Source organism: Trinickia sp. (assembly GCF_051954495.1).
Lineage (GTDB): Bacteria > Pseudomonadota > Gammaproteobacteria > Burkholderiales > Burkholderiaceae > Trinickia.
This window is the reverse complement of sequence record NZ_JBQCHR010000019.1, coordinates 1-12,694: the sequence shown is the minus strand read 5'-3', so window position 1 is coordinate 12,694 and position 12,694 is coordinate 1. Positions and strand designations below refer to the sequence as shown.

The following is a 12,694-nucleotide window of genomic DNA, read 5'->3' as shown; positions in this document are numbered from 1 at the left end:
CCAGGCGAGCACCTCGGCCACGGCGTTATAGAGCGTGCCCGGGATTTCGCGATTCAGCTCGACGTTGTGATAGAGCGCGCGAGCGAGCGGCGGCGCTTCGAGCATCGCGACATTGTTCTCGGCGGCGATCTCGCGAATGCGTGCGGCCACGAGGTTCACGCCCTTGGCGACCACCTTCGGCGCGCGCATCTCGCCGTCGGCGTATTGCAGCGCGACCGCATAATGCGTCGGGTTCGTGACGACCACGTCAGCCTTGGGCACGGCGGCCATCATGCGGCGGCGCGCGATGGCCCGTTGCTGCTGGCGAATCTTGCCCTTCACGTGCGGATCGCCTTCGCTTTCGCGGTGCTCGCGCTTCACTTCTTCCTTCGTCATTCGCAGCTTCTTGTGGTACTGCCAAAGTTGATAGGGGACATCGAACGCCGCGAGCAGAAACATGCCGGCCACGGTCGTCGCGCAGCAGGCCGCAACGATCGACAGGCCGTGCCCGAGCGCGGTATGCATCGGTTCGCCGGCGAGGCCCAAGATTTGATCCTTGCGCCGCCAGACGGCCACGCCGCCGATGATGCCCACCAGCAGCGTCTTGACCAGCGAAAACCCGAGCTGGATCACGCCGTTGATCGAGAAGATGCGGCCCACGCCCGCGACGGGGTCGAGCCGTTCGAACTTGAACTCGAACACCTTCGGCGAAAGCAGCCAGCCGCCCAGCGCCATCGGCGCGACGAGCGCCGCCACGCCTGTGAGCGCCAGAATCGGCGCAACGGCCATGAAGCCCTCCCGCCCGGCGTTGCCCGCGCCGATCAGCATGCGATTGGTGTCGACCAATGCCGCATGGTTGAACGTGAAGGCGCCGCGCAGCATGTCCTGCAAATGAATTCCGATCGGGCCGGCCAACCCCCAGGCCCCGAAGAAGCCGGCGGCCAGCAGCGCGAACGTCGACAATTCCCGCGAGCGCGCGACCTGTCCCTCCGAGCGCGCCTTTTCCAGGCGCCTGGGGGTCGCTGCTTCGGTTTTGTCGAGGTCGCTGTCCTCTGCCACGGGAATTTTCTCCGCAAGAATCTCGGCGACATGCCGTTATCCAGTGAGAGCGATTATTCCCCCGCCGGTCAATGGACGATCGGCGGATAAGGCGGGGGAAACGGGTGCATTTCGAGTGATGGGCGCACGGCCCGGAGCGGCCCGAACGGGCGCATGCGGCGAGGCGGGCGACGATACGGGAATTCGATCGAAAGGCCGATGAAAGAAAACGGCCCCGGTGGATGCCGGGGCCGAATCAATTGGAAGAATTGGAAGCCGAGGACGTGGAAAGGTCACATCGTCAAAACGCCACGTAGGGCCCCGGGCCGTTCGACCCGGTCTGATCCATCCCGTAGTAGACCGTCTTGCCGTAGAAGAACGGCATGCCGAAATCGACGAACGTCGCGCCGCCGAGATTGCCGGCGAGATCGTTCAACGCAAAATTGCCGTTCGACAGCAGTTGGGTAGCATTGCCCACCGTCATCGAGACCGCCAAAGCGCCGCCGGCGCCGGGCGACGCCCCGTTGTAGCTCGCCACGTTGACGGTACGGGAAACGGTCGATGGCGGGCAGTAGAACGCGGATGCGCTTCCGGTGCAGCTCTGCAGCGAGTTGTCGGTGAAGAAATACGCGTTCGAACCCGAATCGAAAAATGCCGTGACGGCGCTGCCGTTGAAGGTGGCATTGATATCGCCGAAAGCATTCGTCGTGAACTTGGTCACCGTCCCTGGCAGCCCATTGTTCGCCTGCGTGCCGATCCCGAAAGTCAACATGCCAGTCACCGTGGCCGCACCGCTCGGCCCGACCGCCGGCATCGTCAGGATCACGCCGTTGTTGTCCGTGGCGAACTTGGCAACCGGATTGGCGACTTGCTGCGTGGTGGGAACCAGCGTTTGCACGCAGTTCGCGCCGTTCGGGCATGCGTAATAGTTGCTGTTGCCCACGGGCGGGCTGGCGCACAGCGTTCCGCAATCGTTTGGCGCGACGCCCACGCCAAGGATGCCGTTCGCGCCTAGGTCGGCCGGGGTGAGTTCGAGTGTGCCCGTCGAACAGCCTCCCGTCAGCACGGCGCCCTGCGGCATATCGCCCACGATCTGGATCGGCACGCCGCTCGCCGTTTTCTGGCCAATCGTGAGATCGGCCGTGCGGATCGATCCCCAGGTGTAGCCGTCGGCAAACGCGGTGCATTCCGCGAGCTGGCTCCCCGCCAGCGTTTGCTTCGGCAAGGCGCTCAAGACCTGGCTCGCCGCCGAGCTGGCGAGCCGCAACCCGAACGATTCCGTATCGACCTGGATGTTGGGAATCGTTTGGCAGGCGCTCGTACCCGGTGCGCATACCGTCACGCTGACCGTCGGAATGTTGGCGACGCCCTCCACGCCCTGGCCGACCGTCACGACAGCCTGATTCGCGGCAGCCTGCGGACCGCCGCCGCCGCTGCTGCCGCCGCCGGCCCCACCGCCGCCGCCCCCGCCTCCGCACGCCGCGAGCACGGTCGCGACGGCCACCACGCTGAGCGCCTTGAGCGCTCCAAAGAGTCTGCTGTGAGTGCGCAACATGATTCTCCCTGTTGTTTCGCTCTGTGATGGCCCGGTCACTTGATATCGTTGCCGGTCGTGCCGGCCGGCAGCGCGCCCGGCAGCCATGCTTGCCCGAAGAACGAACCCATGTGCCCGCCGGAATGGACGACGAGGTCGCTTTGCTCGACGGCGACGGGCCCACGGCCCGGGCGCACCGCTTTCAACGCTTGGACGCCGCTGGCGTATTGCGGAAAATAGTTACCGAGCAGGCTCTGTAAATCGGGCATGCGTGGACCGTTCCACGCGATGCCGAACACATTGCCGTCGGCGCCGACGTACTCGCGCACGCGCGTGCCGCTCGAATAGGTAGTGGAACGGACGGTATAGGAAGCGGCGGCCGTACCCGATGCGCCCTGGGCGCTCGACTGTGCGTGCGCGGTCGGAGCGAGCGTAGTGGTCGTGGCGTCGGACGGAGTAGGCATCGGACTGCCGCCTAGCGCTGCCTGGGCGGGCTGTGTCGCGCCGGCCACCGCACAAAGGACGAGCGCCGCGGGAAGGGCGGCGCGTAAAAGGCGATTCGACATCGGATCGATTCCTCCTGAGGTGGGTTCTCCTACGCGCAGCCGAGCCGAATCCGAAATAGAGCCGAGCGGCCGGATCGACCTTACATCTGAAATTTAGTACATCCGGGCGAGCGCGTATGAGGCGCGTTGCGACTGCAAGCGCCGTGCCTGCCTGGCGCGTCGGCATGTAGGACAACGGAGAAGGCGCCGAAGAATCCGCGTGGGAGCGGCAGTCCTTCTCCTTGGAAGGCGGGTAGACAGGTAAGCGGACCAAGAAACGACGACGGCGCGGTTGCGGCAGCCCCCACGGCCACCGCAACCGCGCCGTTCGCGATTCGCTATTTCGTTGCTCCAGCGGCGAGCGCGCCGCTAGCTACTAGCGAGGGACGATTCGAGCGCTCCCGATCAAAACGCCACGAACGCGGAACTCGCGACGCCGCCGATGCCGCCGGCAGCCGGGTCGTAGTTGAGATAAACCGTCCGGCCGAGGAAGAAGGGCAGGCCGAAATCGAAGGCCAAGCCCGACATCGTGCCGGCTACGTTGTTGTAGGCGTACCCGCCGTCGCCGAACAAGGTCTCCGCGTTCCCGATGGACAGTGCGATGGAAGCCGTCGTGCCGTTGAAGCCCGTCACCGACGGCGTCCTCGACAAGGTCGACGAGGGGCAATAGAAGCCCCGAGCAACCAGACACCACGTCAGCCCTTCCGTGTAGAACAGGCCGTTCGAACCGGTATCGAAGAATGCCTTGCTGACGCTGGTGCCGCTCAGCGACGCGCTTTGCACGTTGCCGAAGTAGTCCGTCGTGAGCTTCTGAATGCCGGAAGTCGGCACGACATTGTTCGATTGGGTGCCGAGGCCGAACGTCAAGAACCCGGACGCCCGCGTCGAACCCGCCGACGTCACAGCCGGCATGTTCAAGATCACGCCGTTGTTGTCGGTCGCAAACAGCCGCACCGGGTTGATCACTTGCTGTGCGAGCGGCACGGTCGAGTCCGTGCAACTCGTCACACCGCCGCTCGTCGTACAGGTGTAGTAGACGTTGTTCGCCGTGGTGGTCGCGCACGTCGAGCCGCAATCGTACTTGGCGGTCCCGATGCCGAGAATGCCGTGCGCGGCGATGGCCGACGACGTGTTGTTCAGCGTCCCGCTGGCGCAGCTGTTGTTGGCGCCGCCGGCAGCCGATTGCGACAAATCGCCGACGATCTGGATGGGCACGCTGCCCGCCGTCTCGCCGCCGATCGTCAGGTCCGCCGAATGCACCGACCCCCACGAGTTCCCGTCCGCGAAGCCCGCGCATTCCGCCACAGGGTTGCCGCCCACCGTCTGGGCCGGCAGTGCGTTCAGGACCGTGCTGTTCACGGCATCCTTCATCAGCCGCAGGCCCCACGAACCGGTATCGACCTGGATGTCGTCGATCGTCTGGCAATTGCCGGTCCCAGGCGCGCACACCGTCACGCTCACGCGGGGAATGTTGCGGGCGGTGCTGGTCGTCGACGATGCCACGACGACAGCGACTTGGTTGCTCGCCAGGACGGCGGGCGTGGTGGACACCGGCGCGCCCGCGGCCAGCGTACTGCCCGTGGACCCCGTGCCGCCTGTACCGGTTCCGCCGGTGCTGCTCGTGCTTGCGTTGCCGGTCGAAGCGCTGCTCGATCCGCCGCCCCCGCCGCAACCCGCGACGATCGCGACGAGCGCCGCCAAACCGAACGCGCCGAGCGTTCGGACCAATTTGCCTTGAATATGCAACATGGTTCTCCTCGCTCTCGTGCGTTATTGGATGTCGTCGGCGGTGACGCCGGCCGGCAGCGATTGCGGCAGGTAGGCCTGCCCCGAGAACGAACCCATATGGCCGCCCGAACGCACGACGAGGCCGGGCAACTCGAGATCGAGCGGGCCGCGGCCAGGATGCTCCGTGCGCAGCGCGACACGCGCGCTGTCGAACTGCGTGAAATACGTGCCGAGCAGTACCGACAGATTGGGCATGGTAGGCCCGCTCCACGCGATGCCGAACACCTCGCCGGCCGCCGATACGTACTCGCGCACGGTCGTCCCGGTCGCGAAGGTCGTTTGGGTGACGGTGTACGGCGCGGCGGTCGATGCACCGCTTGCCCCGGAAGCAAAGTGAGCAACGGAAGTGAGTACGCTGCTGGAAACGGCCCCCGCCGGCGGCGGGGTCGGCGTGCCGCCCAGGGCGGCCAGGGCGGGCGCGGCCACGCCCAGCACCCCATAGCTCAGCGCCGCGCATGCCACGGCGCGCATGGTTCTTTTAGACATCTTGTCAAGCCTCTTATGATGGTTTCTTATTGCGCCCCTCGGCGCTTGTTGCCGGTGCCATCTTTTTAAAACCAGCGATACCGGCTAGGGCCGGCATCGGACGTGCGGGAGATGGACCGAGCGTCGCCCCGCCGCGCACAAGACGAAAGGCGGCGCCGCGCGAGGCGGCCCGCCTTTCGAAATCGAAAACAACCAGAAAAGGCGTCAGAAACCCAGGCTGGCCAGCAGATCGTCGACGTCGGACTGGTCCTGCACGACGTCGGCTTTCCCTTCCGGGTTGATCTGCGGCCCGTTTAGCAGATGCTCGGGGCTGCCCGTCGCGCTGGCGGGTCCGGCCGCGAGCGCCGCCGCCGTTTGCGCGAACTGCTCGCGCCGCTCGGGCGCGATGTTCTCGATCAGCACCGTGAGCAGTTGCTGCTCGATCACGTAGACGACATCCATGATCTTCTTGATGACCTGGCCGGTCAGATCTTGAAAGTCCTGCGCCAGCATGATTTCGAGCAGCTTCTCGTTCGTGGCCGCCGTCGTATCGGGCACGCGCGCGAGGAAAGCGCGCGTGTCGGTCATCAGCGTGCGCACCTCTTCGCGCTCGATCGGCGCGGCGTACCAGCGTTCCCAACGGCTGTCGAGTTCCGCGGCATCGGTTTGCAGCTGCTCCTGCAGCGGCTTGGCGATGTCGATGGCCGTCAGCACGCGCTCGGCGGCCTGCTCGGTCATGTTCGCGACGTACTTCAGACGGTCGCGCGCATCGGGCACCGCCTCGGCGGCTTGCTCGACGTGCTTGTCCAGACCGAGCTCGCGCATGGAATCGCGCAGCGTCTTCGTCAGCGACCCGATGCGCGCAAGAATGCGGTCGGTCGTCAAATCGGGGCTATCAGCGCCATCCGATTGCTCATTGGTGGCCTCGTTCACTTCAGCTCCCCGTCTTCTGCATCTTCTCGAGAATCTTCGTCAGCTTTTCGTCGAGCGTGGCGGCGGTAAACGGCTTCACCACGTAGCCGCTCGCACCGGCTTGCGCCGCCGCGATGATGTTTTCCTTCTTCGACTCCGCCGTGACCATCAGCACGGGCAAATGCGACAGCGAAGCATCGGCGCGGATGCGCTTGAGCATTTCCAGGCCGTCCATGTTCGGCATGTTCCAGTCCGAAATCACGAAGTCGAAGCCCCCGCCCTGCAGGCGCGACAGGCCGGCAGCGCCGTCTTCCGCCTCGTCGACGTTCCCGTAGCCGAGCTCCTTCAACAGGTTGCGGACGATCCGGCGCATTGTCGGAAAGTCGTCCACCACCAAAATTTTCATGCTTTTGTCCATCTTTCGTTCCCTTTAACCCTGATTGGTCGGCGCAAGAAGCCGGGCTGCCCCGGTCAGACGCGCTGTACTCGATCGCCCATCGCCGCGAGTCGTGCCATCACTTTGCGGCTCATTTCCGATAAAGACGCGACCTCGTCGGCGCCGCCTAGCGCAATGGCTTCGCGCGGCATGCCGAAAACGATGCAGCTCGCCTCATCCTGCGCGAGAGTGTATGCGCCTGCATTTCTCATGTCTAACAGTCCCGCCGCACCGTCGCGGCCCATGCCCGTCAGAATCACGCCGACGGCGTTCTTGCCGGCATGCTGGGCGGCCGAGCGAAACAGCACGTCGACCGAGGGCCGGTGCCGGTTCACGGGCGGATCGTCGGACAAGTGCGCAATGTAGTTCGCCCCGCTGCGCGCGAGCAACAAATGGGCATGGCCCGGCGCGATATAGGCATGGCCCGGCAGCACGCGCTCGCCATGTTCAGCCTCCTTCACGGTGATCCGGCACAAGCCGTTCAGACGTTGCGCGAACGACTTCGTGAAGCCAGGCGGCATATGTTGCGCGATCATGACAGCCGGCGCATCGGGCGGCAGCGGCGTCAGCACCTCGCGGATCGCTTCGGTGCCGCCCGTCGACGCGCCGATGATGATCAGCTTTTCCGTACTGACGAGCGGATTGTTCAGCATCGGCGCGGCGCTGCCGGCCGGGTGCGCGCCGGCGGCCGGCGCCGGCGCGGCAGTGCGGGCCCGCACGCGCGCGCGCGCGGCGGCGCGGATCTTGTCGGCGAGCTTTTCGGCGTAGTCGAGCATGCCGTCGCGGATGCCGACTTTCGGCTTCGTGACGAAATCGACCGCGCCCAGTTCGAGGGCGCGCAGCGTAATTTCCGAGCCGCGTTCGGTCAGCGACGACACCATCACGACCGGCATCGGCCGCAGGCGCATGAGCTTTTCGAGGAAGTCGAGCCCATCCATGCGCGGCATTTCAACGTCGAGCGTCAGGACGTCGGGGTTGTGTTGCTTGATGAGCTCGCGCGCGACGAGCGGGTCCGGCGCCGTCGCGCAGACCGTCATGTCGGGCTGGCCGTTGATGATTTCAGTCATCAGACTGCGAATCAGCGCCGAGTCGTCGACACACAAAACTTTGATTTTCTGCACGGGGTCATGCCTCCCGCTGGGCCGCCCCGAGGGAGGCATGCGCCCCCTTGGGGGGCAGTGAACGAATGTGAACGTGGGGGTTGTCCATCATGCCTCCTCTACGGTCTTGGCGCTGTTGGTCACGGTGGAGCCGCGCGCGCCGGCCCCGAAAAGCTCGATACGGGGCTTGGCCGAGGGCGCGCCGAAGAGTTCGACTTGCGGCTTTTGCGCGGCTGCTTGGCCACGCGTCGTGAACAATTCCACATGGCCGCGCTCGCGCGCCGCCCGCGCATGACGCGCCGCGCGCGCCTCGGCCACCTGCTTGGCGAGGGCTTGTTCGCGCTCGGCGACGTTCGGCTCTTGCTGCAGCCGCAGCTTCTTGACCATGGCCTGGCCCGTGTCCGGCATGAAAGCGACCTTGCGCGGGTGGACCCCCTGAAGATCCTCGGCCACGATGCGGATCTTTTCGAGCCCCAGATAGCGGCGCACGAATTCGGCGTTGCGATCGCCGATGTTGATCGTCGTCATGCCGGCCAGAACCGCCGCGCCGCCGAACACTTTCGCTTCGAAACGCTCGCGGCGGCCGCCCATCTTGATCAGCTCGTTGATGAGCACTTCCATCGCGTAAGCGCCGTAGCGCATCGAATCGGAGGCGGCCTGCGACGGCTGCTCGCCGTCGTCGGGCAGCATGAAGTGGTTCATGCCGCCGATGCCGGCGGTCCGGTCGTGAATGCATGCGGCCACGCACGAGCCCAGCACGGTGACGAGCACCATGTCCTCGCGCGTCGTGTAGAACTCGTTGGGCAGCAGCTTGACGCCGCGCCGGCCGAAGTGATTGTCGAAATACAGGTTCGTTGCGATCGGGAGAGCGCTCATGCCGTTGCCTCCCGCTGGGCCGCCCCGAGGGAGGCAACCGCCCCCTCGGGGGGCAGTGAACGGATGTGAACGTAGGGGCTCATATGACCACCTCCTGCCGCGTTGAGCGCGAACCGCCGTGACCTCGGCCTGCCGCCTGCGCGTCGCGCGTGAGTTCGTATACCGTCTGTCCGCGCAGACGGAACGCTTGCGTGACGTACGTGAAATTCTCCGAATGCCCGGCGAACAGCAAGCCCCCCGACTTCACGAGCGGCTCGAAACGCGACAGCACCTGCGACTGTGTCGGTTTGTCGAAGTAGATCATCACGTTGCGGCAGAAGATCGCGTCGAACGGCTGACGCAATCCGTAGTCGGCATCGGTCAAATTCAGCTGCGCGAAGCGGATCATCGCGCGTACTTCCGGGCGCACCTTCACGAGCCCGGCGTGCGGCCCCGTTCCCTTCAGGAAAAAGCGCTTCAAGCGCTCCGGGCTCAACTGCTTGACCTGGTCGAGCGAGTAGACGCCCGCTTCGGCCTTGGCGAGCACTTGCGTATCGAGATCGGTGGCGAGCACCGTGGCTTGACGCGCTTGCGATTCGCCGAGCGCCTCGATGAGCGTCATCGCGATCGAGTAAGGCTCCTCGCCCGTGGAGGCGGCCGAGCACCAGATCGACACGGGTGGCTGACGGCGTTTGACGAATTCGGCCAGGATCGGAAAGTGATGCGATTCGCGGAAGAACGCCGTGAGGTTCGTCGTCAGCGCGTTGGTGAACGCTTCCCACTCGTCGGGGCTGTTCTCCGATTCGAGCAAATCCAGATAGCGGCGGAAGCTGTCGAGACCACGTGCACGCAAGCGCCGCGCGAGCCGGCTGTAGGCCATGTCGCGCTTGTGCTCGGATAGCGAGATGCCCGCGCGCCGATGGATGAGTTCTCGGATGCGGGCGAAATCGGCCGCCGTGAACTCGAAATCGCGATCGGCGAAACCCGCCCGCTCGTCGGAGCGGTCGGCAAGGCCGCCGGGCTCGGCCCGGGCAAATGCGCGCGCTGTGGTCATGATGCTTCTCTCGCTTCGTGGTTGCCGAGCCGTGCCGATGCGTTAGCGGCCGCCCCGCCCGCGCGGGGACCGCGCGGCGCAATGTATCGCCCGGTCGCGGGCGGGGTGCCGAAACGCCACATACTCGTCTGCCTTTCCTGCTTCTGGCGCGCCTTCCCGCGCGCCACGGTGTTAAAACGTTTCCCAATCGTCGTCGGACTTGCTGCTCGAGGCCGAAACGACGGGCGTAGGACCTGCGCTCGCCGCCGGTTTCACCGCCGGCCTTGGCGCACTGCGCGCCGCGGCCGGCGCGGGCCGCGCACTGCTCGGCGATGCTTTGGCGACGCTCGGGGCGGATGCACTTGCTTCACTCGGCGCCTCGGCGCTCGGATGCTGGTGCGCTAGCTGCGGCGCGCTCTCCGGCGTGGATGGGGCTGCCGGCTTGGATGCTGCACGCGGCGCCGGCGAGGGCAGCGACGCCTTCGCTACCGGCTTGCGTACCATCTGCGAAATCGGCTGCGAGATGGCTTGTGAAGCCGGCTTGCTCGGTTTGGCGAGCGCGCCAGGCTTGGCCGCGCCGCGCGCGGCTGCACCGCTTGGCGCGAGCGTGCCGTCGATGCGCCACTGAGCCACCACCGACTTCAACTGCCGCGTCTGCTCTTCGAGCGATGCGGCGGCCGCGGCGGCCTGCTCCACGAGCGCGGCGTTCTGCTGCGTGACGTCGTCCATCTGCGTCAGTGCGCGATTCACGCCTTCGATGCCCGTCGACTGCTCTTCGGACGCGGCGCTGATCTCGCCCATGATGTCGGTCACGCGGCGCACGGCTTGCACGATCTCATCCATCGTCGTGCCGGCACGGCCCACGAGTTCGGAGCCGCTCGCCACCTTGTCCGCCGAATCGCCGATCAAGGCCTTGATTTCCTTGGCCGCCGCGGCGCTGCGCTGCGCGAGCGAACGCACTTCGCCCGCCACCACGGCGAAGCCGCGGCCTTGCTCGCCTGCACGCGCCGCTTCCACGGCCGCGTTCAACGCGAGAATGTTCGTTTGGAACGCAATGCCTTCGATGACGCCGATGATGTCGACGACCTTGTTCGAGCTCGTCGCGATGTCTTGCATCGTCGTCACCACCTGGCTCACGACCTCTCCGCCGCGCACGGCGATGTCGGACGCGTTGACCGCGAGCTGGCTGGCCTGACGGGCGTTTTCCGTGTTCTGGCGCACCGTGCCCGTGAGCTGGCCCATGCTCGTCGCCGTTTGCTGCAGCGAGGCGGCCTGCTCTTCGGTGCGTTGCGACAGATCGGTATTGCCGATCGAGATTTCGCGCGCGCCGACATCGATCGATTCCGTGCCGGCGTGCACGGCCTTGACCATCGTCGTCATCGCTTGCTGCATGCGCACCATGCCCGCGTACAGGCGGCCGATCTCGTTCGTGCCGTAGCTGCGCACCGAGCGCGTCAGATTGCCGTCGGCGATCTGTTCGAAATGCTCGATGGCATCGTTGATCGGCTGGACGATCAGCCCGCGCAGCGCGAAACGAATGAAGACGACGAGCACGATCGCCAGCAAGATCACGGCGATGATCAGCGAGCTCATCAGCGTGATCTGCGCCGACGATTGATCGTGCTGCGATTCGGCGTGTTCCTGACGAGCCTTCAGCACGCTGGCGGCCGCCTTGTCGAAGGCGACGAACATCGGGCTGATCTTCGTATCGGCGATCGCATGGTAGGCCGCGAGATCGCCCGCCTGCGCGGCCGCGAATTCGGGCTCGACACCGTCATGCAAGAGCGTCGCATGGCGCGCGTCGAGTTCGTCGACCACCGCCGGGTCAACGCCTTCGCGCGGCGTGTTGGAGAACGTTTGCCAGGCTTGGTTGGAACTCGCCAGCAACTCTTGCGCGCGGGCCAGGACTTTCTTCGCTTCGTCGGCGTTGTTCGCCTCCGACAACGCGCGGAAACGATCGAGCGCCACGCGCGAGCGCAGCAGGTAGCTGCCAGCATCGTCGAGCGAGTGGATCGTCGGCAAATCGCCGTGCGCGAGCGAATCGAGCGAGCGGTTCGCAGCCGAAAGCGCGATGAGCCCGAGCACGCCGACCGCGATGGTCAGCGCCACGAGGACGGCACCGATAGCCGTCAACGTCGTGCGGATCGACCAGTTCTGCAACATCGTGAATCTCCGGTTGGGCGCGTCGGCGCCCTTCGCCTTACTGCGCGAACGCTTCGATGAGCGCCATTTCCTTGCTGACCATCAGTTTCTCGATGTCCATCAGGATCAGCATTCGGCCTTCGACGGTACCCAGGCCCGTCAGATATTCGGCGGTCAGCGTCGCGCCGAATTCGGGGGCGGGCATGATCTGATCGGCCGTCAACGTCAGCACGTCCGACACGCCGTCCACCACCATGCCGACAACGCGATGCGCGACGTTCAGGATGATCACGACCGTTTGAGGGTCGTACTCCACGCGGCCCAGGTGGAACTTGATCCGCATGTCGACGATCGGCACGATGATGCCGCGCAGGTTAATGACGCCCTTGATGAAATCGGGCGCGTTCGCGATACGCGTCACGCTGTCGTAGCCGCGAATCTCCTGCACTTTCAGGATGTCGATGCCGTACTCTTCGGCGCCGAGCGTGAAGATCAGGAACTCTTGACCGGTTGCGTCCGCTTGCAGCGCGTCGCGACGGCCAGCGACGGTCAGGCCGTTCGCATGATGGGTTTGGACTTCAGACACGTTAGCCCCCAAACGGTTGGGATTACGAAAAGTTCATTGCGCCGTGCGATGCACGGCTTTCACGGTTCAGCGCCGCCACGTCGACGATCAGCGCGACGCTGCCGTCGCCGAGAATCGTCGCCGCCGAGATGCCGCGTACCTTGCGGTAGTTCGTTTCGAGGTTTTTCACCACCACCTGCTGCTGGCCGACGAGTTCGTCGATCAGCATCGCAAAGCGACGGCCTTCGGTCTGCATGATCGTGACGATGCCTTGCGTCGGCTCCGTGCGCGCGCCCTCGACC

13 protein-coding genes are annotated in these 12,694 nt (G+C 65.5%); all 13 read right to left on the bottom strand.

The annotated features are described in order from the left end of the window. Nucleotides 1-1,038 (bottom strand): flagellar biosynthesis protein FlhB (flhB, locus tag ACTHNR_RS02230; protein ID WP_440545804.1); only part of this gene is annotated, 1,038 nt, incomplete at its 3' end. A 280-nt stretch (nucleotides 1,039-1,318) separates the two neighbouring features. After that, nucleotides 1,319-2,572, bottom strand: coding sequence for a DUF3443 domain-containing protein (locus ACTHNR_RS02225; RefSeq protein WP_440545802.1), 1,254 nt, complete (start codon nucleotides 2,570-2,572; stop codon nucleotides 1,319-1,321). Nucleotides 2,573-2,607: 35 nt separating this feature from the next. Continuing rightward, nucleotides 2,608-3,117, bottom strand: coding sequence for a DUF2844 domain-containing protein (locus ACTHNR_RS02220; protein ID WP_440545801.1), 510 nt, complete (start codon nucleotides 3,115-3,117; stop codon nucleotides 2,608-2,610). A gap of 384 nt (nucleotides 3,118-3,501) precedes the next feature. Further along, nucleotides 3,502-4,845 (bottom strand): DUF3443 family protein, encoded by a 1,344-nt coding sequence (locus ACTHNR_RS02215; protein ID WP_440545800.1) that lies wholly within the window; start codon nucleotides 4,843-4,845, stop codon nucleotides 3,502-3,504. 21 nt (nucleotides 4,846-4,866) lie between these two features. Continuing rightward, on the bottom strand, nucleotides 4,867-5,370 hold the full coding sequence (locus ACTHNR_RS02210) for a DUF2844 domain-containing protein (RefSeq protein ID WP_440545799.1): 504 nt from the start codon (nucleotides 5,368-5,370) through the stop codon (nucleotides 4,867-4,869). A 204-nt stretch (nucleotides 5,371-5,574) separates the two neighbouring features. After that, nucleotides 5,575-6,282 carry a protein phosphatase CheZ gene (gene cheZ / locus ACTHNR_RS02205; RefSeq protein ID WP_440545798.1) on the bottom strand — a complete coding sequence of 236 codons (708 nt, stop codon included), beginning with the start codon at nucleotides 6,280-6,282 and terminating at the stop codon, nucleotides 5,575-5,577. Between the two features lies 1 nt (nucleotide 6,283). Further along, nucleotides 6,284-6,679, bottom strand: coding sequence for a chemotaxis response regulator CheY (gene cheY / locus ACTHNR_RS02200; RefSeq protein WP_440545796.1), 396 nt, complete (start codon nucleotides 6,677-6,679; stop codon nucleotides 6,284-6,286). Nucleotides 6,680-6,732: 53 nt separating this feature from the next. Next, the gene (locus ACTHNR_RS02195; RefSeq protein ID WP_440545795.1) at nucleotides 6,733-7,857 is read right to left on the bottom strand and encodes a protein-glutamate methylesterase/protein-glutamine glutaminase; all 1,125 of its coding nucleotides are present in this window, start codon (nucleotides 7,855-7,857) and stop codon (nucleotides 6,733-6,735) included. 48 nt (nucleotides 7,858-7,905) lie between these two features. Next, a complete protein-coding gene (gene cheD, locus ACTHNR_RS02190) occupies nucleotides 7,906-8,673 on the bottom strand; it encodes a chemoreceptor glutamine deamidase CheD (RefSeq protein WP_440545794.1) in 768 nt (255 codons plus the stop codon). Between the two features lie 79 nt (nucleotides 8,674-8,752). Further along, nucleotides 8,753-9,706 carry a CheR family methyltransferase gene (locus ACTHNR_RS02185; protein ID WP_440545793.1) on the bottom strand — a complete coding sequence of 318 codons (954 nt, stop codon included), beginning with the start codon at nucleotides 9,704-9,706 and terminating at the stop codon, nucleotides 8,753-8,755. A 171-nt stretch (nucleotides 9,707-9,877) separates the two neighbouring features. Continuing rightward, nucleotides 9,878-11,848 carry a methyl-accepting chemotaxis protein gene (locus tag ACTHNR_RS02180; protein WP_440545792.1) on the bottom strand — a complete coding sequence of 657 codons (1,971 nt, stop codon included), beginning with the start codon at nucleotides 11,846-11,848 and terminating at the stop codon, nucleotides 9,878-9,880. Between the two features lie 37 nt (nucleotides 11,849-11,885). After that, the gene (locus ACTHNR_RS02175) at nucleotides 11,886-12,413 is read right to left on the bottom strand and encodes a chemotaxis protein CheW (RefSeq protein WP_440545791.1); all 528 of its coding nucleotides are present in this window, start codon (nucleotides 12,411-12,413) and stop codon (nucleotides 11,886-11,888) included. A gap of 22 nt (nucleotides 12,414-12,435) precedes the next feature. Beyond that, nucleotides 12,436-12,694, bottom strand: a 259-nt coding sequence (locus ACTHNR_RS02170; RefSeq protein WP_440545790.1) for a chemotaxis protein CheW, incomplete at its 5' end; no start/stop codon positions are given.